The organism is Desulfobotulus pelophilus (assembly GCF_026155325.1).
In the GTDB taxonomy this organism is placed as follows: domain Bacteria; phylum Desulfobacterota; class Desulfobacteria; order Desulfobacterales; family ASO4-4; genus Desulfobotulus; species Desulfobotulus pelophilus.
In genome coordinates this window covers 152,429-177,259 of record NZ_JAPFPW010000004.1, presented here as the reverse complement: position 1 = coordinate 177,259, position 24,831 = coordinate 152,429, and the positions used below count along the sequence as shown (strand labels likewise).

General features: G+C 52.7%; 17 protein-coding genes. 11 read left to right on the top strand and 6 right to left on the bottom strand.

The genetic code is table 11. From position 1 onward, the window contains the following. Positions 1-400 precede the first annotated feature (400 nt). Positions 401-2,002, top strand: coding sequence for a sensor domain-containing diguanylate cyclase (locus tag OOT00_RS05580; protein WP_265424325.1), 1,602 nt, complete (start codon positions 401-403; stop codon positions 2,000-2,002). A gap of 81 nt (positions 2,003-2,083) precedes the next feature. Here OOT00_RS05580 and OOT00_RS05575 read toward each other — a convergent pair whose 3' ends face one another. The 6 genes from OOT00_RS05575 to OOT00_RS05550 form a co-directional block, all read right to left on the bottom strand. Continuing rightward, positions 2,084-2,467: a ribosomal maturation YjgA family protein gene (locus OOT00_RS05575; RefSeq protein ID WP_265424324.1), complete on the bottom strand. Its 384-nt coding sequence runs from the start codon at positions 2,465-2,467 to the stop codon at positions 2,084-2,086. 261 nt (positions 2,468-2,728) lie between these two features. After that, entirely contained in the window at positions 2,729-4,150 is a 1,422-nt protein-coding gene (locus tag OOT00_RS05570) for a carbon starvation CstA family protein (RefSeq protein ID WP_265424323.1), read from the bottom strand. Positions 4,151-4,316: 166 nt separating this feature from the next. Further along, positions 4,317-6,020, bottom strand: a complete 1,704-nt coding sequence (locus tag OOT00_RS05565) for a LytS/YhcK type 5TM receptor domain-containing protein (RefSeq protein WP_265424322.1) — start codon at positions 6,018-6,020, stop codon at positions 4,317-4,319. Positions 6,021-6,026: 6 nt separating this feature from the next. Further along, complete coding sequence (locus OOT00_RS05560) at positions 6,027-6,848, bottom strand: LytR/AlgR family response regulator transcription factor (RefSeq protein WP_265424321.1); 822 nt, start codon at positions 6,846-6,848, stop codon at positions 6,027-6,029. Positions 6,849-6,978: 130 nt separating this feature from the next. After that, a complete protein-coding gene (locus tag OOT00_RS05555; RefSeq protein WP_265424320.1) occupies positions 6,979-8,715 on the bottom strand; it encodes an ATP-binding protein in 1,737 nt (578 codons plus the stop codon). Further along, positions 8,712-11,756, bottom strand: coding sequence for a chemotaxis protein CheB (locus OOT00_RS05550; RefSeq protein WP_265424319.1), 3,045 nt, complete (start codon positions 11,754-11,756; stop codon positions 8,712-8,714). Before OOT00_RS05550 ends, OOT00_RS05555 begins: the two co-directional genes overlap by 4 nt. 573 nt (positions 11,757-12,329) lie before the next feature. On the opposite strand from OOT00_RS05550, the gene OOT00_RS05545 reads away from it, so the two are divergent. The 10 genes from OOT00_RS05545 (at position 12,330) to OOT00_RS05500 (ending at position 24,801) form a co-directional block, all read left to right on the top strand. Continuing rightward, on the top strand, positions 12,330-13,553 hold the full coding sequence (locus tag OOT00_RS05545) for a MerR family transcriptional regulator (RefSeq protein WP_265424318.1): 1,224 nt from the start codon (positions 12,330-12,332) through the stop codon (positions 13,551-13,553). 67 nt (positions 13,554-13,620) lie between these two features. Further along, complete coding sequence (locus tag OOT00_RS05540; protein ID WP_265424317.1) at positions 13,621-14,496, top strand: alpha/beta fold hydrolase; 876 nt, start codon at positions 13,621-13,623, stop codon at positions 14,494-14,496. Positions 14,497-14,805: 309 nt separating this feature from the next. Then, positions 14,806-15,027: a helix-turn-helix domain-containing protein gene (locus OOT00_RS05535; protein WP_265424316.1), complete on the top strand. Its 222-nt coding sequence runs from the start codon at positions 14,806-14,808 to the stop codon at positions 15,025-15,027. After that, positions 15,014-17,824 (top strand): type I restriction endonuclease subunit R, encoded by a 2,811-nt coding sequence (locus OOT00_RS05530; RefSeq protein ID WP_265424315.1) that lies wholly within the window; start codon positions 15,014-15,016, stop codon positions 17,822-17,824. The genes OOT00_RS05535 and OOT00_RS05530 overlap by 14 nt, the downstream gene beginning before the upstream one ends. A gap of 127 nt (positions 17,825-17,951) precedes the next feature. Then, positions 17,952-18,203 carry a KilA-N domain-containing protein gene (locus tag OOT00_RS05525; RefSeq protein ID WP_265424314.1) on the top strand — a complete coding sequence of 84 codons (252 nt, stop codon included), beginning with the start codon at positions 17,952-17,954 and terminating at the stop codon, positions 18,201-18,203. Between the two features lie 5 nt (positions 18,204-18,208). After that, positions 18,209-19,927, top strand: a complete 1,719-nt coding sequence (locus OOT00_RS05520; protein ID WP_265424313.1) for a type I restriction-modification system subunit M — start codon at positions 18,209-18,211, stop codon at positions 19,925-19,927. Next, a complete protein-coding gene (locus tag OOT00_RS05515; protein ID WP_265424312.1) occupies positions 19,924-20,964 on the top strand; it encodes a PDDEXK nuclease domain-containing protein in 1,041 nt (346 codons plus the stop codon). Before OOT00_RS05520 ends, OOT00_RS05515 begins: the two co-directional genes overlap by 4 nt. An 88-nt stretch (positions 20,965-21,052) precedes the next feature. After that, positions 21,053-22,372 (top strand): restriction endonuclease subunit S, encoded by a 1,320-nt coding sequence (locus tag OOT00_RS16395; protein ID WP_265424311.1) that lies wholly within the window; start codon positions 21,053-21,055, stop codon positions 22,370-22,372. Positions 22,373-22,409: 37 nt separating this feature from the next. Continuing rightward, a complete protein-coding gene (locus OOT00_RS05505) occupies positions 22,410-23,408 on the top strand; it encodes a Fic family protein (protein ID WP_265424310.1) in 999 nt (332 codons plus the stop codon). 223 nt (positions 23,409-23,631) lie between these two features. After that, positions 23,632-24,801: a Fic family protein gene (locus tag OOT00_RS05500; protein WP_265424309.1), complete on the top strand. Its 1,170-nt coding sequence runs from the start codon at positions 23,632-23,634 to the stop codon at positions 24,799-24,801. Positions 24,802-24,831 lie beyond the last annotated feature (30 nt).

The window sequence follows — 24,831 nt, the reverse complement described above, 5'->3', positions numbered from 1 at the left end:
TACAATATGATCCGGAGGCAAACTTTTCCCCTGTGGAATGGACAATTCCGGTAAGGCATCCCATTCCATTTCATATTGAATCATAAGAAACGAGAGCAGGTTTCAGAGCGTGAAATCCTTTTATTCTAATATTTTTTAAACAATGCTTCATTTTACACAGATTATCCATAAAAAATGCCAGATTATTCCCATTCTTCCGATTTTATGCTACCATCCAGTACGTGCACTATACGTACGGAGCTACTTCCGTAGTCTGCAGGAAAGACAGCATCGGTTCCCAGGCCCTTTCCCCCCCACCGCGCCACGTACACCACACATTACATTGAGCGCTTCCCCTCTTTCCCGGATATGCCACGGAAGCGACAGCACCCCCTTTCCTTACCAGCCACAGGAGCAGGCCATGTACCACCGCTTACTGAAAATATTCATCCTTACCGACGACCCGCTGCTTGCAGCCCTCCTGCAGGATGTAAGCCCACGGGAGCAGTTCTCACATCAGTTTCTGTGCCAGCCCCATGAAAACGGAGTAAACTGGAAATCCTGTTCTGTGATCATACTGGACTCCCCTGTCTGCGGGAGCGCTCTGATACAAAAAATTCATGAGGAAAAGGCCGACGCAACGCCTCTCATTGCCTCTTTCACAACAGACAGGCTCCCCCTTCTTGCAGAAGTTCATGATCTGCTCGATCAGATCTGGATTCGTCCCTTTGCCGGGAAAAAGGTGCAGACCTCCTTTGCAAACATTCTTCAGGGAATCAAAAAACACGAAGACGCCTCCCTTACGGAGCGCTATCTGGACACCCTGATGGACAGCCTGCCCGATCTCATCTGGTTCAAGGATGCCCGGGGAGCCCACCTCAAGGTCAACAACAGCTTCTGCCATGCGGTGGAGAAGACAAAGGAGCAGATTCAGGGCAGAGGGCACTACTATATCTGGGGTATTGAGCCGGATGAATATGCACAAGGCGAATATATTTGCCTGGAATCAGAAGAAATCGTTTTAAATAAAAAAGAAACCTGCCTGTTTGATGAAACCGTGAAATGCCATGACGAACTGCGGAAATTTAAAACCTACAAGTCACCGGTCTTTGACTCAGAGGGTGAGGTGATTGGTACGGTTGGATTTGCCCATGATGTAACCGACCTGCAGAACCTCATGATCGAATTGAATATTCTTCTTGAATGCCTGCCCTTTGCCGTAATGGTCACGGACAAGGAAAAAAATATTACCCTTGTCAACCAGAAATTTTCCGATATTTTTCTGCTGAAACTAGGAGAGCTCACCGGCAGAAATATTGATTCCTTCATTGATGAAACCCAGAACTGCACCCGGAGCAAACGATGGATCATTGAGAGGGAAGAAGAAGTAACCCTCCTGCTTTCCAAAAACAGGGTACTCAAAATTCATGATGAAAAACTTCTCGATATTTTTGGCGTATTAGCGGGCTACATTTATCTCTTCCTCGATATCAGCCTTGAATACAGCTATAAAAACAAACTTCTGATGGATGCCAATACGGATCACCTGACCCAGCTGAACAACCGTCGCAGCCTGCAGGATTTTATGAGAAAAACACCCTGCCAGCACAACACAGCCCTTCTCCTTGCCGACCTTGACAACTTCAAGGAGGTGAATGATCAGTTCGGTCATGACGAAGGTGACAGAATACTGGTTGCCTTCTCCACCCTGCTGCAAGAAATTTTTCCGGCAAAAAGCCTGTTCCGTCTGGGTGGAGACGAGTTTGCCATCATACTGCCGGAGGTGGAGGATCATGGCATACCCCGACAATACGCTGAAAAACTTCTTGCAGGATTCGATACCACCATCCTACGGGATTTTGCCCATACCCGGGTGTCTGTCAGTATCGGCATAGCCATTGATGTGGATGACAGCGAAAACTTCGGGGAGTTGTTCAAAAGGGCCGATATTGCCCTGTATGACGCCAAAAATTCAGGAAAAAGCGCCTATAAGTTCTGGAAGAAACCGGCGCGGCTGCCTTGAGGAGACAAAGAAACCACCGTCAGAAAAACCGACAAAAAACCGAATGGACAGGGGGACCACATTCCGGCGGGACTGGACGTATCAGAGGCTACCCTTCTTTCTCCTCACAGCTTCATCCACAAGGTAAACCGTAAGGCAGCCTGCGGTATAGGCAAGGAGATCGCAAGGGTCAAAATGTGTCCCAAAAACGATAAGGGCCAGCCTGTTCTGCTCCAGGCCCAACCAGTATACAAATTTAAAATACTGTAAAATTTCAATAACAAATGCAAAGCACAGAACACCCGCCGCCAGAAACTTTGCTCCCAGATCAACAACACTTCTCATCAGAGTATACAAAAAAATAACAACCAGAAAATCTCCCACAAAGCCTCGGATAAACCCGTGGTGGGCAAAGCCAAAAAAAATGACTGTTTCCATCAGAAAAACAAAAAATGCCGTGAGAAGATAACCCTTCCTGATCACCATACAAATCACTCCGAAAGTTGAAATGAAACAATCGCAGAAAGCAGGCCTTGCCAATATGTTCTCTGCCCAGAAAGTAACCGGCCTCACCACTCTATAGATTTCCCCGAAAGAACCTCTCTCCCAAACATCCCATGGCCAAACCACCCCACAAACGGCCGGCTTAGCCCTGCTACGGCCAACTCCATACAGACAAAAGCCGGACAGATCCTGCCCGGCTTTTCTGAATCAAACAATACAAACCATACTGCACAACCCCATGATTTACGGAGTTTCCGTTACGGCTTTCTCACCACGGCCGTATTTAAAAAGGAAGGCCACCAGGGCCAGAACCGCCAGAATGCACCCCATGATCACGGCCAGAGTGTAATCCAGACTGAAACCAATCTTTGCATACATGATGAAAGTGCAGCACACGGCCGTCATGAAAGTAGCCGGAATACTGGCTACCCAGTGCAGTTTGGAACGCTGTGCCAGATAAGCCGCACCCGCCCACAGAACCATGGTGGCAAGGCTCTGGTTGGCAAAACCGAAATAGCGCCATATGGTGGAGAAATCCTGGGTGGAGATGATGAAACCGAGAACAAAAAGAGGCAGGGCAATCATCAGCCGTTTGGAAACAGCCCCCTGCCTGATATTAAAAACTTCCGCCACTATGAGACGGGTGGAACGAAATGCCGTATCTCCACTGGTTATGGGAAGTACAATGACGGCCAGAATGGCCATGGTTCCGCCTATGGGACCGAGCAGACTGCGGGAAATTTCAGATACCACAGCCGCCGGTGTGCCAGAGGAAACCACTGCCTGCATGGCTTCCGCCGATTCATAGAAAGAAAGGCCGAGCGTCACCCATATCAGGGCGATAATCCCTTCAATGACCATGGCTCCGTAAAAAACGGATCGTCCCTGACGCTCATTGGTCATGCAACGTGCCATAAGGGGAGATTGGGTGGAATGAAAACCGGAAATAGCCCCGCAGGACAAGGTAATGAACAGAAGCGGCCAGATGGGCTGGTTCGTGGGGCTGGTATTAAACGTAAAATCCAGATTAGGGAGAACCTGATGGCTGGAAAACATGAGTGCCACAACCAGTGAAACGGTCATGACCAGAAGCAGTGCGCCGAGAAAAGGGTAAATCCTGCCAATAATTTTATCAATGGGTAAAATGGTTGCCAGAAAATAATACCCGAAAATGCAGGCCACAAGAACGCTGGTGTTGATACCGGTCAGATCGTTCAAGAGCGTAGCCGGACTGAGAACAAACACAACCCCCACCAGCATGAGCAGTACAAAGGAGAAAACCCGCAGTACCTGGCGTGCGGACATCCCCAGATATTCGCCCACCACCTCAGGGATACTGGCGCCCCTGTTGCGTACGGAAAGCATACCGGACATATAATCATGCACGGCTCCTGCAAAAATACAGCCGATGACTACCCATAGCAAGGCAATGGGGCCGTACAGTGCCCCGAGAATGGGCCCGAAAATGGGACCGATACCGGCAATATCCAGCACCTGTATGAAAATGAGCTTCCAGCGGGGCATGGGCATGTAGTCAATACCGTCCTGCATGGCAATGGCCGGTGTGGTACGATGGGGATCTGGCTCAAAAATTCTGTCAATAAAGGCTCCGTAAATGACATACCCTGCTATGAGCAGGCCTACGCAGGCAAAAAAGAACAGCATAAGACACCTCCTTAAATGGTAAGTCCGTGGAAGAACCGGGTTGGCGTCTTTTTGTATCAATATAAAAGGAAGACCATCTGCCGTCAGCGATGAAATGACCCATTGCCGGGATGAACCGACTGATTGGTTTGACAGAAACAACAGTGGAAGAATTCGGGGAAAGGGATCAGGAGATGGGTACCGGTATGCGGAAATGAATGGATGTACCCTTGCCGGGCTCACTGATGATATCGGGTTTGTAGTCCGGCCCGTATATCTGCTCCAGCCGGTTAGCACAGTTTCTGACGCCTATGCCCTGCCGCTGGCCTTCCATACGGTGGCGCACACCGATATCCTGCCGTGTTGCCGCATCCATTCCTACTCCATCATCAATCACGCGGATGTGCATGTGACCATCGCCACAAAAAGCCTGAATGGCAACACACCCACCCTCTTCCAGCCCCGAAATACCATGGCGGATGGCATTTTCCACCAGAGGCTGAATCAGCAGAGGCGGGATGGGAACATCATGGCAACGGGAATCAATATCCATTTTAATGCGAATGCGATCACCGAAGCGGGCCTGTTCAATGGAAAGATAGGAGTCAATCTGTTCCAGTTCATGGGAAAGGGGGACAAAATCCTGAGTGGAATTCAGGTTTTTACGCATGTACAAAGCAAGATCCAAAATGAGCTCCCTTGCTTTCTCTCCATTGGTCCGGCAAAAAAGAGCAATGGTATTCAGGGAGTTGAACAGAAAATGGGGGTTAATCTGGGTCTGCAGGCGACGGATTTCCGCCCTTGCCAGCATCTGTTCCTTCACCTGAATATCTTCGAGCTCCAGCTGGGTGGAAAAAAGGTTACCCAGCCCCTTGGCCAGCTCAAACATGGTTCGGTTCAGCGGGCATGTCTCATTACCATAAAATTTAAGGCTGCCCACCACAATACCGCTTTTTTCCAGTGGCACAATGGTGACTGATTCCAGAGGACAACCCGGATGATCGCAGGCAATACGTTCCGCAGAGGTGATAAAAAGAGATCGGCCCGTTCGCAGTACCTTTCTGGTGGCACGGGTACGCAGGGCATGACCGGCCAGATGATGATCACTTCCCGCTCCCACATGGGCCAGAACATTGCGGGTATCGGTCACGGCCACCGCAGCCAGTCCCGCCCGTTTATGGATGATTTCCGCTGTTGCTCTGGCGGATTCCAGGTTTAAGCCCGAGCGCAGATAACTGACCGTATGGTTGGCAATATCCAGAATCTGCTGGGCCTGCAGAGATTCCCGCCGTTCCCTGTCCCTTATAAAAATATTGATCACTTCCACAAACAGAACAGCCCCCAGCGTATTGATCATCATCATGGGAGCGGCAATGAGCTTGACCAGCTCCACAGCCTCAGCAAAAGGCCTTGAAAGTGCCAGTACCAGCATCATATGAAGGCTCTCGCCCACCAGAGCAATGGGAGCCGCCACCTTCCAGTCCATGGCCTGGCTTCCCATCCTGTACCGGATCAATCCCGCTGCCAGTCCCTCCAGCACCGTGGACATACCGCAGGGCCATGCACTGAAACCATTAAAATCCATCAGAATACGGTGCCCTCCCGCCACAAGACCTGCCCCGAGCCCCACCAGAGGACCGCCGAACAGCCCTCCTGTGATCACAGCCATGGCCCGCAGGTTGGCTACGGACTGAAAAACAAGATTCCCCGTATAGGTACCGATGATACCGAAAATACCGAAAAAAATGATGAGAAAAAAAGTTCTCTGCCGGGTCTGTACCGGGCTGAATCCGATGCGCTGAACCGGAGCAAAGGTCAGCAGAAGGAAGGCTCCGCCTACAATCAGACCAAAACGTTCCGCAAGGGTAACTATGATTTCAAGGGTATGCATGGATGCCTAGAGTTCAATAGCGGCACGGAAAGCTCTGACCCGTGCCTTGCTGATGGTAATATCCGTTCCTTTGCTGTCACTCAGGGTTGCCACATATTTACCATTGAACCAGGGAGCGTAGGAGCGGACAAAGGCCAGATTAACAAGCTGGGAACGATTGGCACGAAAGAAAAAAAAGCTCTGCAGCCGTTCTTCAATTTTTTCAAGAGAAAGATCGGACGGGCAGGCAAAATCCCCCCCTTCCGTATGGGCATGGACACGTTTGTCCGTACTCTGAAAAAACAGCACATCCCGTGGGTTGAGCAGCACATTCCGGCCATCACACTCCACGCTGAACCGCGCAATCTCCGGACCAATGCCCGCCACAGCCAGCAAAGTCCGGAGATGAAAGGCGTCTTCCCTGTTTTTTGCCTGCTCTCCCCTGCTACCCCCAAGAAGGCGGCAAATACGCTCCACTGTTTTACGCAAACGATCCAGAGAAACGGGCTTGAGCAGATAATCCACAGCGTTTTCTTCAAATGCCCGGATGGCATACTGGTCATAGGCCGTTGAAAAAACCACAAACGGCGGACAGGCCATCTGCACAATATCCGCCAGCACTTCAAAACCACTCTTACCCGGCATCTGAATATCCAGAAAAACCAGATCGGGCTCCATCTCCCGGATCATAGCCACCGCTTTTCCACCGCTGGAGGCGGTTCCCACAATTTCCACATTCTCGATTGCGGACAGAAGATAGGCAAGCTCATCCAGTGCGGGTGGCTCATCATCCACTAGAAGGGTTCGGATAACGGTTGCAGATTCATATGGAGGGGGGGGTAAAGGCATGCAAACTCCTTACAACGCAGCTTCTGTGCTGCATAGTGTAAGATGAAGTTCCAAGTCAAGACAAAAGACAGCCCCAAAACCACCACTCACTTTAGCCAGTTTGGCATTCAGGCTTCCATTCCATCACATGTCAGGCATCAAGAATTTCGCGTAACTTTCCCCCCAAAGCCTTAATAGAGAACGGTTTCTGAATGAAATGGTCTCTTTCTTCCAGCACTCCGTGGTGTGCGATGATATTGGCCGTATACCCAGACATGAACAGACATCTGATGCCCGGACAAATGGCCAGAAGATGCCTGGCCAGGTCGCATCCGTTAATTTCGGGCATGACGACATCTGTCAATAGAAGGTCGATCCGGCCACAGTGTTCCCGGGCCAGACGGACAGCCTCAGCCGGGGAACTCGTTGCCAGCACAGTGTAACCCTGCCTTTCGAGAATGGTCTGGGTCATTTTCAAAATTCCCGGTTCGTCTTCCACCAGCAATATGGTTTCGTGCCCGTATACCATTACCTCAGCCGGGGCCTTTTCCCGTTGAGGGTCGGGCTCACCCAGGTACCGCGGCAGGTAAATATAAAAGGCCGTTCCCCGGCCCGGTTCGCTGTCAACATTGATAAAACCATTGTTCTGCTTGACAATGCCATACACGGTAGCCAGTCCCAGACCGGTTCCCTTGCCCATTTCCTTGGTGGTAAAAAAGGGCTCAAAGGTGAGAGAGAGAGTCTTGGAATCCATACCGCAGCCGTCATCACTTACCTTGAGCATCACGTACTCGCCCGGTGTGAAACCAGCCTGCTCGGCGCAGAATTCCTCATCAAGGATGATGTTGTGCGTCTCTACGGTAACCGTACCAATGCCCGTGATGGCGTCCCGTGCGTTGACGCAAAGGTTGGCCAGTATCTGATCGATCTGCGTGGGATCCATTCTTATCTGCCAGAGACCCTGACCGGGATTCCAGGACAGACAGATGTCTTCACCAATAAGTCGCCGAAGCATTTTCAGGATGCCTTCTACCGTAACATTCAGATTCAGCATTTTGGGGGCCACAATCTGTTTGCGGGCAAAGGCCAGCAGCTGGCGGGTGAGATCGGCGGAACGCTGGGCGGCCTTACAAATTTCTTCCAGATCAGCATGCAGGGGATCGTTTGGTAAAACCCGTCCCAGAGCCAGTTCCGTGTACCCTAAAATGATGCCCAGCATATTGTTGAAATCATGGGCAACACCACCAGCCAGTCGTCCCACCGACTCCATCTTCTGGACCTGAATCAGCTGAGACTCGAGCTTTTCATTTATCTCCTCGGCCAGCTTTCGGCCCGTGATGTCGCCCAGCACCAACCGGCAGACGGGTAAGCCCTCCACCGACTGAGCGACAATCCCCGACAAATGAACCCAGATAAGGGCACTACCCGGCTTGACCAGCCTCAGATCACATTCCTGGGGTTCGGCTGTCTCAAAAATCCGTTTCTGATGCAGGTAGTAGATGTCCTGATCGTCTTTAACGATAAACCTTGATATCGGCTGCGTGACCAGCAGGCTGCGGGTCACGCCCAGCAAAGTGGCCATCGTCAGGTTGGCCTCCAGGATGACACCCTTTTCACTGACAGTACAGTAGCCCACCGGTGCCAGATCATACAGATCGAAATAACGGGCCATCCCGGCTTCAATCTGGGCCTGGGCCATACGCAATTCCTCATTCTGCATCTCCAGCTCAATCTGGTGCACCCGAAGTTCGTGGAGCACCCGCTGGATTTCCTCAGACGAGATGGCAGCACTGCCTTCCGGCATCCGGACGGCCCGTTCCTTAGCGATCGCTTCGGCTTTCTCTCGAAACCCCGTAGCAGCTTTAGAGCGGTTATCCTGGTTTGTCATAGGTTCTCTCCATCATTGTCTGATTGCAAAATCCGGTTTGAATTAAAATTGGATCTCTCTCCGCCTTGTTGCCCGGTAACATCCAGGAAAGCGCAGGTGATTCCGTCCACGGCACCGGCAGCATCGTGTAAGGGTTCAACGGTCAGATTATATTCAAAGGTTTTATCTGCAAGAGTTATCCGGACATTCTGCCGCAAACCTTTTCCGCTTTCCAGTACCTGCTGCTTGATGGCCGTCAGCACGGCAGCATCCTCTTCCGGCAAAAGGTCCGCATCGGTCTTGCCGATGATCTGTTCTTCCGTGAATCCAAGGTTGGGGGCATTAATCCAGGTATAGCGAAGATCCACATCCTGATTAAAGACAGAAAGGGGAACCGCGCTGAAGGCAACCCGCAGCCGATCTTCATTCAACCGCAGTGCTTCGTGAAGCCTTCGCGCCTCCGTGATGTCCACAAAGGTAAGTACAGCACCCTCGATAACATTATCCGTGGTACGGTAAGGCAGAATGCGCATGGTGTACCACCGGCCCTCGGAACTCCGTACGTCAAGTTCCTTAGGGATCAGGGTATCGAGGACCCCATGAATATCCGCTATCAGATTTTCATAGCCGGGCAGATTCGAAACGATGTGGCTTACGGGCCGCCCCATATCGCTCTGAATCAGATTAATGATTTTCGTGGCAGTGGGAGTAAAGCGCAGAACACACAACTGGTGATCCACAAAGACGGTGGCAATACCCGTTCCGGCCAGCAGATTGTTCATATCGTTGTTTGCCCGTGAGAGATCGGCCACCTTGATTTGCAGCTCTGCATTAACCGTAGCCAGCTCCTCGTTAACAGATTGCAGCTCCTCCTTGGAAGTTTCCAGTTCCTCATTGGTGGATTGCAGCTCCTCATTCACCGACTGAAGCTCCTCAATAGATGATTTGAGCTCCTCGTTGGAGGTCTCCAGCTCTTCGTTCGCGGTCTCAAGATACTCCTCCTTAGCCCTCAACTCCTGCTTCATCACCGTGATACGGGAATCGGCATCTTCACCGACCGGCTCATCTGCTAACGACTTAGCAGTCTGCTCATGAATGGCAGGCTTCTGTACCTGCTCCAAAATCACAAGATACAACGGCGGTTCGGGTAATGCGGACGAGGTCACGGTCACCGGACGGACAATCAGATTGACGGTGGTGAAGTCACCATTGGTCTTCACCTGCAATCCCTGGCAATGCACGGTTTCACCGGTTTGTACCGCTTTATGCAATACCGTGGTGAGATTGCGCCGCAATCCTTCCCTTGCCATTTTCAAAATATTGTTGGATCCGCTCTCCCCGGGGGCTGGCTCCAGATACATACCCGTACGGCCGTGAAGATAAAGGATATCTCCCTGGCCGTTGACCAGCGCCCCGACCTGAACAAGCTGTTGCAGCAAGGCCTGTTCGGTGAGCTCACGTAACGGCAGTTTCCGGGGAGGAACCCTCTTCTCACCAATACGCAAAGGCACTGTATCAGACCCCGTCAAGGAAGGCAGAAACCGGCCCAGACCAACGCGCTGCACTCCAACGATGTCTTCTTTCCGCTGATAAATCTTCTGCTTGCGCTCCAGAGTGGCAAAAAGATCACCAAATTCTCCCACACTTTCCGATGTCCCCAAAAACAGAATCCCACCCGGCTTCATGGCATAGTGAAATAACGGGATGAGCTTTTTCTGCAGATCCCCATCCAGATAGATCAGCAGGTTACGACAACTGATCAGGTCCAGCTTGGAAAAGGGTGGATCCCTGATTACATTTTGCTCCGAAAATACCAGCATATCACGGATATTTTTGTGAATACGGTACGCGCTATTACCCGGTTCCGGTGAAAAGAAATGCGCCAGCCGCTCCGGCGTGAGGTCGGCGGCAACAGAAGCCGGATAAATGCCAATCCGGGCCGCAGCAATGGCATGACTGTCGATGTCGGTGGCAAAAATCTGCACCTTAAAACCCTTTCCCAATGTCCTCTGATACTCGGCCAGCAGCATGGCAAGGGAATAGGCCTCCTCTCCGGTGGAGCAACCCGGCACCCAGACCCGGATTAGGGAATCATCGGACTTCCGGGCAAAAAGCCCGGGAATAACCTCCTCTTCAATAGCACTGAATGCCTGAGGATCACGGAAAAAACTGGTCACCCCTATCAGCATGTCGCGAAACAGGGCATCCACTTCCTCTGGCGTCTGCTGAATGAACTTGACATAAGCATCCATGGTTTCAATCTGATGCACAGCCATGCGACGTTCGATACGCCGCTGGATGGTAGAAGGCTTGTAATGGGAAAAATCGTGCCGGGTTTGGACTCGCAGCAAGACAAAAATCTTCCTGATCGAACTCTCGGTTTTAGGGGGCGGGATAAGTGGTCGGGGCTGTTTGCTGAAAGCATGGGTGGTGTAGGCGATGAGCTGGGCCGCCATCTCCGCCGGCGGCAGCTCATAGTCCACAAGGCCCGTGGCCATCGCACTGCGCGGCATTCCGTCGTATTCGGTATCCGTAAGGTTCTGGACCATGACCATCCCCCCCTCGCCCTTGATGGCCCTTATGCCCAGCGTACCGTCACTACCGGTACCCGACAGTATCACGCCAATGGCCCGTTCGCGCAGATCCTGTGCCAGCGACCGAAAAAAAAAATCAATGGGCATGCGCTGTCCGCGCGGAAAACCTGGCTCAAGGAGTTGGAGCGTACCATTCAAAAAAGCCATGTCACGGTTGGGGGGAATAATATAGGCGCAGTTAGGCATCACTGCCATACCGTCCTCAACTTGAAAAACCTGCATACGCGTGTAGCGCCTTATCAGGTCAGCCAGGATACTCTTGTGATCCGGAGACAGGTGCTGCACCAGAACAAAGGCCATTCCCGGTTCGGTGTTCGCAGGCATGCCGGAAAAAAAAGCCTCAAAAGCCGCCAGCCCCCCGGCCGAAGCCCCTATGCCCACAACGGGAAAACCACCAGCGGCCCGGCCCGTTTTTATATGCGCATCAGCAGTGTCTTCGGAACCCTCCGGCAGCATGCCGGTTTTCATTTCCCCCGGGCATGATCTGACCGGTTTGGCAGGTTTTTTTTTTCTCTTTGTCATGCCAGCTTCCCCATAAAACAAACGCCATTTTTAGCACTCGGCCCTTCCGTCGGGTCGAGTGGACCAAAGCCCCCTGCCAGACTGCTTTCCGAGCCACTCGCATACCTCTCGACCCATGTCCCTTTCATCAAAACACTTGTCACATCCACATCCGTACGACCTATGATACAAAGGACTCAAGCCATGACAGATTTCGTACACGGTGTGCTTACTGGCTGCGATTGAACCTTTAACGAGTCCATAAAGAGTAAGCTACATACCATGAGTTTGCAAGTATCACCTTGTGTGGAGTCCAGCGTACCGTAAGAAACGAATGATATGGATCCATCCATGGCATACCGGGGAGATTTTCCATAAACCACAGGCCACCCCCCTGGTTCTGTTCTCACTGTTCACACGGCCCCCTTCCCATACCGGCAATGCCCCACAGAAAAATTTTTCACCCTAATTTTTTTTCTTGACCTGTCTAAAGGTTCATAGGCTACCTTTGCTTTCAACAAAGAACATGGGAGGCCTTTCATGTATCATGTATCGGACATCACCCGCCGCCTTGGCATTGCCCGCTCCACCCTGCTCTATTACCAGAGAATCGGTCTGGTTTCACCGGCAAGGGATGAGCAAAACGGCTACCGCATCTATTCGGAAAGTGATCTGGAGCGCCTTGTCACCATCCGCTGCCTCCAGAGGGCGGGCTTTTCCCTGACCCAGTGCCAGCGCTGCATTGAAGGAAAGATGGATACCGCCATGCTCCGGGAACAGCTCCTTGTCATTGAAAGGGAAATTCTCCATCTGAAAACCGCTGAACGCATGCTGCGCGCCCTCTGCCAGAGGACAGAAGGAAAAGCACCACCCCAGACACCAGAAACCGACCCACTCAGGCACTGGCATGCGGCCTTTGAAAAACAGTCTGCCCAGGCCCACCTGAAGTGGCTTCAGGCCCTGGGTTTTTCCGAAAAAACCGCAACGCAGATCCGCTGCGTTTCACGAAACATGGAAAACCATGAGGTCTATATGGAAGACTTTTGTAAGGTGTTTGAAACCATGAAACGACAAGGTCCCGGCAGCAGGCAGGCCACCCTCAGCGCTTTCCGGAAAATCGAAAACAGTGCTGCCATCCGCAATATTCTTGAGATTGGCTGCGGAAAAGGAGAAACGGCCCTCACCCTTGCGGAAGTGAGCGAAGCTCATATCACAGCCGTGGACAACCATGGGCCTTTTCTCCATGCCCTTACAACAAAGTTTACGGAAAAAAATTTATCCCGCCGCATCCAGCCCCTTGTGGCCTCCATGCTGAGTCTGCCCTTTGAAAACAGAAGCTTTGATCTCATCTGGTGTGAGGGAGCCGCCTACATCATGGGCTTTGAAAAGGCGCTTGCCACATGGAAAAAATTTCTCATTCCGAATGGACACCTTTTTGTCAGTGATGCCGTGTGGCTTACCAGCAGCCCTTCTGCCCCCTGCAAAGAACTCTGGGATGTGGAATACCCCGACATGCGCAGCCTTGAGGAAAGATGCCGTCAGGCGGAAAAGGCCGGATACCTTGTTGTGGATGCAGCCCTCCTGCCCCGGCAGGACTGGCAGGATTTCTACGATGACATGGAAAAAAACCTCCTTGATCTGGAAGATTCCCTTGGAGAAAGCCCCGTATTTCAGGATTTGAAAAAAGAAATCGCCATGAACCGGCAGTACGGCAATGAATACGGCTATGCCTGTCTGCTGCTTCAAAAAAAAGTCCCTGTCTGAGTTTTTTTCAGGCGTAAAAAAACGAAACCGCCTTCGCTCCTGAAACTTAAAATAAGGAAAGCAGATTATGAAACACACATCTTTACAAGCCTTTACCTGCTGGCTTCTCTTTTTTATCTTCGCTGCCAGTCCGGCCGCAGCCCAGTGGCCCCGAATGACACCCTCCCAGGACGGCGTACCCATTTCCTATGAAGTGTACGGAAAGGGAGAACCCACCCTGATTTTTGTCCACGGATGGAGCTGCGATGCCCGCTACTGGCGGGAGCAGGTCGCCCATTTTTCAAAAAAGAACCGCATGGTGCTTCTGGATCTGGCAGGCCACGGCCACTCGGGGATGGGCCGTAGCCAATACACCATGAAGGCCTTTGGAGAGGATGTGAAGGCTGTGGCGGAAGCGGTGGGAAGCAAAGAGGTAATTCTCATCGGTCACTCCATGGGCGGCCCCGTCATCGCCGAGGCAGCGCGTCTCATGCCCGGACGCGTGCTGGGCCTCATCGGCGTGGACACCTTTGGCAACGTGGCCCATCCCCTCACCCCTGAAATCCTGGACGGGATGGTCAGCCCGCTGGAAGAGGATTTTCAGACTGGAAGCCGTCCGTTTGTTGAAACCATGATGGTTCCCGCCACACCGGCCCCGCTCCGGGAATGGATTCTCAGCGACATGGCTGCTGCCCCTCCCGCCGTGGCCCTGAGTGCCTTAAAGGAAATGATGGGGCTTTTCATCACCGGGGAGTCCGCCGCCATCTTCCAAGAAGTCCGCCTTCCCGTCATGGCCGTCAATGCGGACCTCTGGCCCATTGACTATGAAAGCAACCGCAGGCACATGGCTTCCTTTGAGGCCACCGTCATCAAGGGGGCCGACCATTTTCTCATGCTGGCAAGGCCGGCGGTCTTCAATCCCGCTCTGGAAGAGGCCGTGGGAAAAATCATGAAGAAGAAATAGGCAGCCAGACACCCGATCCGGCTGGCAGGGATGGTGACGGGGGATAAGGGGGTAAAAGGGTCCGCGCAACGGATAGCTCCAATCCGTATATCAGGCGTTGGCAGCACTGTTTTTCCGCATCTGTTCCCATGGTTTTTGCTTGCCGGGTGTTGGCAAAACAATGGAAATACCCCAAAAATACTTGCCGGGTTTCCGCTTTCCACATGCATGATCACCTGCTATATCTCTGGACGTACGTATCACTCTGGGCAAAGGTCGTTCACCCGCCGCAGTGAACAGCTGCCCCATCAGGAATTAAGGCCAAAGGATATGGCAAAAACACCGGAAAATTTTGCAGAAACGGTCAAAGAGGTCCGCCAGCAACTGGGTCTCAGTCAGGAAGAACTGGCCCACGAGCTGGCCGTGAGCTTTTCCACCATCAACCGCTGGGAAAACAGCAAGACGGTTCCCTTCAAGCTGGCAAGAAGGCAATTCGAAGCCTTTTGTATGCAGATGAAAGAACAGGGGAAGCTGAAGCATGACAAGGACTGAGGCCCAAACCCGCTCTGAGCTGATAGACAGCCAGCTCGCCCAATCGGGCTGGAACGTCAAAGATCCTGCCCAGGTCATTGAGGAGTTCGACATCCTGACTCCGCTTCCTGTGGGTGTTGCCGAACCACGCACCCCCTACGAAGGCCACCAGTTCAGTGACTATGTGCTGCTCGGTAAGGATCGCAAGCCCCTGGCCGTGGTCGAAGCCAAAAAAACGAGCAAGGATGCTGCGCTGGGGCGTGAACAGGCCAAGCAGTACTGCTACAACATCCAGAAGCAACTGGGCGGTGAACTGCCCTTCTGCTTCTACGCCAACGGGCACGAAATCTATTTCTGGGATCTGGACAACTATCCGCCGCGCAAGATTGTCGGCTTTCCTACACGGGATGATCTTGAGCGCTTCCAGTATATCCGCCGCAACCGCAAGCCTCTGACTCAGGAACTGATTAACACGGACATTGCGGGCCGGGATTATCAGATCCGGGCCATTCGCACCGTACTGGAAGGCATGGAAGAGAAAAAACGTGATTTCCTCCTGGTGATGGCCACCGGCACAGGCAAAACCCGCACCTGCATCGCCATGGTCGATGCCCTTATGCGCGCCGGTCATGCCGAGAAGGTGCTGTTTCTGGTTGACCGCATTGCCCTGCGCGAACAGGCACTGGCCGCCTTCAAGGAGTATCTGCCCCACGAGCCGCGCTGGCCCAGCACAGGTGAGAAGCTCATTGCCAAGGACCGCCGCATCTATGTCTCGACCTATCCCACCATGCTCAATATCATCCGGGATGCCTTTCAACAGCTGTCTCCGCACTTTTTTGATTTCATTGTGGTCGATGAAAGCCACCGATCCATCTACAACACCTACAAAGAGGTGCTGGACTATTTCAAAACCATCATTCTGGGCCTCACCGCCACGCCAACCGACATCATCGACCACAACACCTTTCAGCTTTTTCACTGCGAAGACGGCCTCCCCACCTTTGCCTATACCTTTGAAGAGGCGGTCAGCAACGTGCCGCCCTACCTGTGCAGCTTTCAGGTAATGAAGATCCAGACCCGCTTCCAGATGGATGGCATCAGCAAGCGCACCATATCGCTGGAAGACCAGAAAAAGATGATTCTGGAAGGCAAGGAAGTCGAGGAAATCCATTTCGAAGGCTCCCAGCTGGAAAAGCAGGTAACCAACAAAGGTACCAATACCCTTATTGTCAAAGAGTTCATGGAGGAGTGCATCAAGGATCCAAATGGCGTGCTCCCCGGTAAAACAATTTTCTTCTGTTCAACCAAGGCCCATGCCCGACGCATCGAAGGAATCTTCGACGCACTCTTTCCCCAATACAAGGGGGAGCTGGCCAAGGTGCTGGTCTCGGAAGACCCGCGCGTCTATGGCAAGGGCGGCCTGCTCGACCAGTTCACCAACAATGACATGCCCCGCGTTGCCATCAGCGTTGACATGCTCGACACCGGTATCGACATTCGTGAAATCGTCAATCTGGTCTTTGCCAAGCCGATCTACTCCTACACCAAATTCTGGCAGATGATCGGACGCGGCACCCGCTTACTGGAATCCAGCAAGGCCAAACCCTGGTGCACGGAAAAAGAGGTCTTTCTCATCCTCGACTGCTGGGACAATTTCGAATACTTCAAACTGCAACCCAAGGGCAGGGAACTCAAGCCCCAGCTGCCCCTGCCGGTGCGGCTGGTTGGATTGCGGCTGGATAAAATCGAAAAGGCCATCGACCTTGCGCAGACAAACATTGCCGAACGAGAAATAGCCAAACTGCGCCAGCAGATCAACGAGCTGCCGCAAAACTCCATTATCATCAGGGAGGCCGCCGCCGCGCTGGCTCAGACAAAGGAGGAAAACTTCTGGATCTCCCTGAATCACCAGCGGCTGGAATTTTTGCGGAACGCCATCAAGCCGCTGTTCCGCACCGTATCCGAGGCCGACTTCAAAGCCATGCGTTTCGAGCGGGATGTACTGGAATACACCCTGGCCAGACTGTGCGAAGAGAAGGAAAAGGCCGAAACCCTCAAGGAAGGTATCGTTGAGCAGGTCAGCGAGCTGCCACTCTCGATCAGCTTTGTCAAAGCCGAAGAGGCCTTGATCCGTGCCGCCCAGACCCGGCACTACTGGGCCAGAACGGATGCCCTTGTTTTGGAAGATGCCCTTGATGAGCTGAACACCCGCCTCGGCCCCCTGATGAAATTCCGCGAGCAGCAGCCCGGCCCCGGCCCCATGCACCTTGATCTCACCGACGTGCTGCACCATAAAGAATGGGTGGAGTTCGGGCCACAGCATGAATCGGTCAGCATCAGCCGCTACCGTGAGATGGTCGAAGCCATGATCGAAGAGCTGACGGCACACAATCCCATATTGCAAAAAATTAAAACCGGAGAAGAGGTCTCACCCCTTGAGGCCAGCCAGCTTGCCGAGCTGCTCCACGCAGAGCACCCGCACATCACCGAAGACCTGCTGCGCCAGATCTACAAAAACCGCAAGGCCCGCTTCATCCAGTTCATCCGCCACATCCTCGGCATTGAGATTCTGAAGAGTTTCCCAGAAACGGTCAGCAAAGCCTTTGATCAGTTCATCCAGCAGCACACCAATCTCTCCAGCCGCCAGCTGGAGTTCCTGAACCTGCTCAAGGACTTCATCATCGAGCGTGAAAAGATCGAGAAGAAAGACCTCATTAATGCACCCTTCACGGTCATTCACCCCCAGGGAATTCGAGGTGTCTTTAGCCCGGCGGAGATCAATGAAATCCTGCAGCTTACAGAACGCCTGGCGGCCTGATGAATATGAACTGAGAAAGACACGAAAAGCACATAATGATCTGGGATCAATTTCCTGATGTCACGAAATTGATCATGGATTGTTATCCCATCGAATTCGAGACGGTTGAATGGAGAGGTCATGAAGCATGAATTCTAAAATATCGGTCAAAGGAACAGAGATAACGGTCTATTCGGATGGCGATTTGGATTTCATTTCCCTGACCGATATGCTCCGTGCCAAGGACGGAGATTTCTTTATCTCGGACTGGCTGCGGAACCGGAATACCGTCGAGTTCCTCGGAATTTGGGAACAGGTGCATAACCCGGACTTTAATTATGGCGAATTTGCCACAATGAAAAGTCAATCCAGACAGAAACGTCAAGCAGTTGAAGGATAAATAGCATGCTGCAAAACAACCCCGAACTCAAAAGCAAGATCGGCCAGCTCTGGGACAAATTCTGGTCAGGCGGCATCTCCAACCCGCTCACGGCCATCGAACAGATCACCTACCTCCTGTTCATGAAGCGGCTCGATGATCTGGATCAGAAGAAACAGGGCGATGCCGACTGGACCGGCGAGCCCTACACCTCCCGGTTCGAAGGGCAATGGATACCGCCCGAATACCGCGCCAAAGCAAGGGAAGACGACACCCAAAAAGAAACGGACAAACGTCAGACCGACGCTAAAATGTATGAAATCGATAAACGCAGCTTGCGCTGGAGCGAGTTCAGACACATGCAGGCCGAGGAAATGCTGCAGCATGTACAGGGCAAGGTTTTTCCCTTTCTCAAGGACATGAACGGCACCGCAAGCAACTTCACCCACCACATGAAAAACGCCGTGTTCATCATCCCTAAACCCTCCCTCTTGGTGGAGGCGGTGAAGACCATCGATGAGATTTTCGAAATCATGGGGAAGGACTCACAGGAAAAGGGACAGGCCTTTCAGGATATTCAGGGGGATGTTTATGAAATGCTCCTTTCCGAGATCGCCACGGCGGGTAAGAATGGCCAGTTCCGCACCCCGCGCCATATCATAAAACTGATGACCGATCTGGTGCGGCCCCAGCTGGGCCACCGCATCGCAGACCCGGCCTGTGGTTCCGGCGGCTTTCTCCTCGGAGCCTATCAGTACATCGTCACCCAGCTGGCCATCAAGGCAGGAACCAGTGACCTGAAACCCGATGAAGACGGTTTTGTTCGAACCTCGGTTGCAGCCGCCTTCGACGAAAAAAGGCAGGCCATCCTGCAAGCCTCTCTCTGCGGATATGACATCGACAGCACCATGGTACGTCTGGGGCTGATGAACCTGATGATGCACGGCATCGACGAACCCAATATTGACTACAGGGACACCCTTTCCAAGGGCTATCTGGAAGAGGCCGAATACGACATCGTCATGGCCAATCCGCCCTTTACCGGCAGCATCGATAAGGGCGACATCAACGAAAACCTGCAACTTTCCACCACCAAGACCGAGCTGCTCTTTGTCGAGAACATCTACCGCCTGCTCAAAAAGGGCGGCACCGCCTGTGTCATCGTACCTCAGGGGGTGCTGTTCGGTTCCGGCACCGCATTCAAAACCCTGCGCCGGATGCTGGTGGAGCGCTGCGACCTCAAGGCGGTCATCACCATGCCCAGCGGTGTTTTCAAGCCCTACGCCGGGGTCAGCACCGCCATCCTTCTTTTCACCAAGGTCTGGGGGCCAAAGGACAAGGTGAGCCAGGCGGCCACGGAGCATGTCTGGTTTTATGAGATGCAGGCGGATGGCTATTCCCTTGACGATAAGCGCAGCAAGCAGGAAGGGCATGGGGACTTGCAGGATATTGTTTCCCGCTTCCATGCCCGTAATCCCGAGACCGATACAGACCGTAGGCAAAAATGGTTTATGGTGCCCCGTGCCGACATCGAGACCGAGGGTTATGACCTGTCCCTAAGCCGGTACAAGGAGGATGTGTTTGAAGAGGTTACGTATGAAAAGCCGGGGGTGATTCTGGAGCGCTTGCTGGTGGCGGAGCTGGGGGAAGATTTTGTAAACCACGAAATCCATAAAAAGCTTTTGGAACGTGTTGAAGGTGGGATTGTGCGGGAACTGCTGGAGCTGAGGGAGATGATAGCATGAGCAGCAGCCCACAAAACAGCTTGCCCGATTCCTGCGCAGGAAATCTGCTTCAAGACCTGAAGTCTTTGATTGATCAGGGCCGGAAGCAGGCGGTTTCTGCGGTTAACAGTGCGGTCACCATCACCTACTGGCATGTGGGCAAACGCATCAATGAAGAGGTCTTGCACGGAGAGCGGGCGGAATACGGCAAGCAGGTGGTGGTGTCACTGGCGGGGGAGCTGGCCGCCCTCTATGGCAACAGTTTTGAGGTCAGAAACCTGAGACGGATGATGCAGTTTGCTGAGGTTTTTCCAGACTTCGAGATTGTGTCACCGCTGGTGTCACAATTGAGCTGGACGCATTTTACCATTCTGATGTCTCTGCAAAGCAGTGAGGCCCGGTGGTTTTACGCCAGACAGGCAATCGAAGGTAAATGGAGCAAACGGGAACTGCAACGCCAGATCGAGCGCAAGGCCTTTGAACGCTCCGAAATTGCCGATACAAAACTATCCCTGGCCGAGGCGGATCACCTGAACGGCAGCTTCAAAGATCCTTACTTTCTCGATTTTCTGGGACTGAAGGAGGGGTATCTGGAAAATGAGCTGGAGACCGCCCTCCTCAAGGAGCTGGAGCTTTTCATTCTGGAGCTGGGTAAAGGCTTTGCCTTTGTGGAGCGCCAGAAACGGATGATTATTGACGGCGAGGATTTTTACCTTGATCTGCTCTTCTTTCACCGGAAGCTGAGGCGACTGGTGGCGGTGGAATTGAAAATCGACCGTTTCAAAGCCGCCTTCAAGGGCCAGATGGAACTCTATCTCAACTGGCTCAACAAATACGAACGGCAGAATAGCGAAGAAGCCCCCATCGGACTGATCCTCTGTGCGGAAGCCGGTACCGAACAGGTGGAGCTGCTCAATATGCAGAAAGACAATATCATGGTGGCCGAATACTGGACGGAACTGCCTCCCAAAAAACTGCTGGAAGAAAAACTGCACAATGCCTTGATTGAGGTGCGGGAGCGACTGGCAGAACGGAAATTACCCGGAGGTGGGGAATGAAGAAGATGAACCACGGAAGACACAGAAAACACGGAATGAAGAGGATTTTTAACCACGAAACACACGAAATAAAAAATGAGGTGTGGTCGTGAAAAAAAAACAACTACAGGCAGTGACAAAAATCATTGCAGGTCAATCTCCTGAATCATCGACCTACAACTCAACTGGTAATGGGCTGCCATTTTTTCAAGGGAAGGCAGATTTTCAAGAAATGTTTCCTACAGTTCGTATGTGGTGCACAAGTGCCAAGCGCAAGGAAGCAGAGCCAGGTGACATTCTAATATCAGTTCGCGCCCCTGTCGGCGCAGTAAATATCTGTAATCAAAAGTCTATTATTGGACGTGGTCTGTCCGCCATACGTCCATCTTCCAGTCTGGATGGTATGTTTCTTTACTATTTCTTCAAGGCGAACGAGAAGCAAATTGATGCCCTAGGCACTGGCTCAACATTTAAGGCGATTACACAAGAAACTCTAAAAAAAATCGAAATACCTATCCCACCGATCAAGGATCAAAAACGCATTGCCCATCTGCTCGGCAAGGTAGAAGGGCTGATCGCCCACCGCAAACAGCACCTGCAACAACTCGACGACCTGCTCAAAAGCGTCTTTCTGGAGATGTTCGGCGACCCAGAACAAAATGAGAAGAAGCATAATATTTCTACTCTCTCGCCCTACATTACACATCTAACTAGTGGTGGCCGAGGATGGGCAAAATACTATTCTGATTCAGGAAAACGATTTATCCGTTCTTTAGATGTTCAAATGAACGCCATTGGTTCGGATGATATCGTTTATGTCACCCCCCCAAATAATAAAGAAACTGAAAGAACGAGGGTTATTCAAGGCGATGTTTTACTGACGATCACGGGTTCTAAAATTGGCAGAGTTTGCTCTGTTCCACAAGATTTCGAGGAGGCCTATATAAGTCAGCATGTAGCAATTATCAGAACAAAAGGAATTAATCCCGTTTACCTTTCCTTTTATCTATCCATGCCAGCTTGCGGGCAGCGGATCATAACGAAACAGCAGTATGGGCAAGCTAAGCCGGGACTAAATCTTACCCAGATTCAAAATTTCGAAATCATAACCCCCGACATTGACCTCCAAAACCAATTCGCCGCCATTGTCGAAAAGGTCGAAGGCCTCAAATCCCGCTACCAGCAAAGCCTCACCGATCTGGAAACCCTCTATGCCGCACTGACTCAGAAGGCATTCAAGGGCGAGCTGGATCTGTCCCGGATACCCCTGCCCACCGAACCGGATGCGTCCCGCAAAGAACCTGCTGAAACAGAGCCTGACATTGCTTTGCCGGAATCTGAAAAACCCTTTCACTTCTCCTCTCCGACAAAAAGCCATACCAGCAATTTGTCCTGCTTTGAGAAACAAAAACCAATGCTGCTGAAATAGCTGGATGGGCATCTTCAATGATCAGGAAAACAGCCACATGAAATACCAGCCGCCCTACACCATCACCCCGCTGATTGTGAATCTGGTCGCCAAGATCAGCGAGGCCATCGGAAGACGGACCGTACTCACCGATCAGGCGAAAGTCTTGCGGCTGCGGCGCATTAACCGTGTTCGCACCATTCACGCTTCGCTGGCCATCGAGGGCAACACCCTGAGTGAGGCGCAGATCACGGCAATTCTGGAGGGCAAGCGGGTCATTGCCCCACCCCGTGAGGTGCAGGAAGTGAAAAATGCCCTGGCCGCCTACGACCGGTTCCATATCTGGAAGCCCAATGTGGAAAAGAACCTGCTGGAAGCCCATCGGATACTGATGTCCGGCCTGATTGACGAGACGGGTATGTACCGACAGGGCGGCGTGGGGGTGATGGCTGGCAAACAGGTGATCCACATGGCCCCGCCCGCAGAGCAGGTGCCATATCTGATGGCCGATCTGTTCCGATGGCTGGCCGCCACCGATGCCCACCCACTCATCGCATGTTCGGTTTTTCACTACGCGTTCGAATTCATCCACCCCTTCGCCGATGGCAACGGCCGCATGGGCCGGTTATGGCAAAGCCTGATTCTCGCCCGCTGGAATGCCTTGTTTGCTGACATCCCGGTGGAAAGCCTCATCTTCCAGCACCAGACCGCGTACTATCAGGCGATTCAGGAGAGCACCCGCCAGTCCGATGCCTCCCCCTTTGTTGTTTTTATGTTGCGGATGATTCTGGATACGGTCCGCACATCAACCCCGGAAGTCACACAGGAAGTCACCCCGGAAGTCCGGCTCCTTTCGGTCTTAACCTCCGAAATGACCCGGCAACAGCTCAAAGAAACCCTTGGGCTGAAAGATAATGAGCATTTCCGTAAGGCCTACCTGCTCCCTGCTTTGGATGCCGGTCTCATTGAAATGACCCTCCCCGATAAGCCACGCAGCAGCAAACAGAAATACCGGCTGACGGACAAGGGCCGTCTGCTACGGGATTCAGCAAACTGACCTTGCTGGAGGATATTGATGCCTTGCCCAAACTGATTGCAAGCGGAAGGCTGGGGAAACTCTCTGAGTGGGGATGGCTGAAAGAGGCGTTAAAACGGGAGGCCAAGCCATACAGCCGTCCTTCGGAAAAGCCCCTTGATTTTTACTTTGCGACTCTTTATTTTAGTATTTAAGGTTAAAGTAAAATAACATCCAATCTTATTTTAGGTTCAAGGCGGGCAGAATGAAACGAGAACTCCAGGGCAGGTACGTAACCATATCGACGGTGGGTGAGAAGGCTCAGGCCTTCGTGCCTGCGCCGCTGCCGCCGCATCCGCCCATCCACTGGACCCCGGAGCTACGCAGCAAATTCGATCAGGCGCTGCTGGCCCTCGGCAGGCTGGACAGCGTCTCGACCCTCTTGCCGGACACCTCCCTGTTCCTCTACATGTACGTCCGTAAGGAAGCGGTACTCTCTTCCATGATCGAGGGAACCCAGTCGTCTCTGTCCGACCTGCTGCTGTTCGAGCTGGATCAGGAACCCGGCGTACCACTGGATGACGTACGGGAGGTCAGCAACTACGTTGCAGCGCTCCACCATGGTCTGCACCTTCTGAAAGAAGGGCTGCCATTATCGCTGCGCCTGTTTCGGGAAATTCATGGTGTGCTGCTGACCAGAGGCCGGGGCAGCAATCAGACTCCGGGCGAATTCCGGCGCAGCCAGAACTGGATCGGCGGCACCCGGCCGGGCAACGCGGCCTTTGTTCCGCCTCCGGCGGAAGAGATGCTGGAGTGTATGGGCAGGCTGGAGCTTTTCCTCCATGACCAGCCCGAGCCGACCCCGGTGCTGCTCAAGGCGGCGCTGGCCCATGTGCAGTTTGAAACCATCCACCCCTTCCTCGATGGCAATGGCCGTCTCGGTCGTCTGCTGATCGCCTTGATCCTGTATGAGCAGAAGGTGCTGCGGGAACCGATGCTCTACCTCAGCCTCTATTTCAAGACGCACCGCCAGTATTACTACGAGCTGCTCAACAATGTCCGCCTGACCGGTGACTGGGAAGCCTGGCTCGATTTCTTTGCCGAGGCGGTGATTGCCACGGCCACCCAGGCGGTGGAAACATCCCGGCAGCTTCTCGACCTGACGAATCAGGACCGTGACAAGATCAGCAGCCTGGGACGGGCAGCGGCATCCACCCTGCAGGTCCACCGGGCGCTGATGGAACATCCCATCGCCACCTCTGGCTCCCTGGTTAAGAAGACCGGCATCACTCCAGCCACGGTCAATAAGGCGCTCGGCCACCTGGAGCAGCTCGGTATCGTCAAGGAGCTGACCGCCCAGAAACGCAACCGCCTGTTCAGCTATGCAGGTTATATCGAGATCATGGGACGCGGCACGGAACTGCCGGGGAAATAAATCGAGCAGGATAGGGCCAAGTGATTATCC

Coding starts and splice junctions, on each gene's coding strand:
- OOT00_RS05580 (WP_265424325.1), top strand. CDS start 401: ATGTACCACCGCTTACTGAAAATATTCATCCTTACCGACGACCCGCTG.
- OOT00_RS05575 (WP_265424324.1), bottom strand. CDS start 2,467: ATGGTGATCAGGAAGGGTTATCTTCTCACGGCATTTTTTGTTTTTCTG.
- OOT00_RS05570 (WP_265424323.1), bottom strand. CDS start 4,150: ATGCTGTTCTTTTTTGCCTGCGTAGGCCTGCTCATAGCAGGGTATGTC.
- OOT00_RS05565 (WP_265424322.1), bottom strand. CDS start 6,020: ATGCATACCCTTGAAATCATAGTTACCCTTGCGGAACGTTTTGGTCTG.
- OOT00_RS05560 (WP_265424321.1), bottom strand. CDS start 6,848: ATGCCTTTACCCCCCCCTCCATATGAATCTGCAACCGTTATCCGAACC.
- OOT00_RS05555 (WP_265424320.1), bottom strand. CDS start 8,715: ATGACAAACCAGGATAACCGCTCTAAAGCTGCTACGGGGTTTCGAGAG.
- OOT00_RS05550 (WP_265424319.1), bottom strand. CDS start 11,756: ATGAAAACCGGCATGCTGCCGGAGGGTTCCGAAGACACTGCTGATGCG.
- OOT00_RS05545 (WP_265424318.1), top strand. CDS start 12,330: ATGTATCATGTATCGGACATCACCCGCCGCCTTGGCATTGCCCGCTCC.
- OOT00_RS05540 (WP_265424317.1), top strand. CDS start 13,621: ATGAAACACACATCTTTACAAGCCTTTACCTGCTGGCTTCTCTTTTTT.
- OOT00_RS05535 (WP_265424316.1), top strand. CDS start 14,806: ATGGCAAAAACACCGGAAAATTTTGCAGAAACGGTCAAAGAGGTCCGC.
- OOT00_RS05530 (WP_265424315.1), top strand. CDS start 15,014: ATGACAAGGACTGAGGCCCAAACCCGCTCTGAGCTGATAGACAGCCAG.
- OOT00_RS05525 (WP_265424314.1), top strand. CDS start 17,952: ATGAATTCTAAAATATCGGTCAAAGGAACAGAGATAACGGTCTATTCG.
- OOT00_RS05520 (WP_265424313.1), top strand. CDS start 18,209: ATGCTGCAAAACAACCCCGAACTCAAAAGCAAGATCGGCCAGCTCTGG.
- OOT00_RS05515 (WP_265424312.1), top strand. CDS start 19,924: ATGAGCAGCAGCCCACAAAACAGCTTGCCCGATTCCTGCGCAGGAAAT.
- OOT00_RS05505 (WP_265424310.1), top strand. CDS start 22,410: ATGAAATACCAGCCGCCCTACACCATCACCCCGCTGATTGTGAATCTG.
- OOT00_RS05500 (WP_265424309.1), top strand. CDS start 23,632: ATGAAACGAGAACTCCAGGGCAGGTACGTAACCATATCGACGGTGGGT.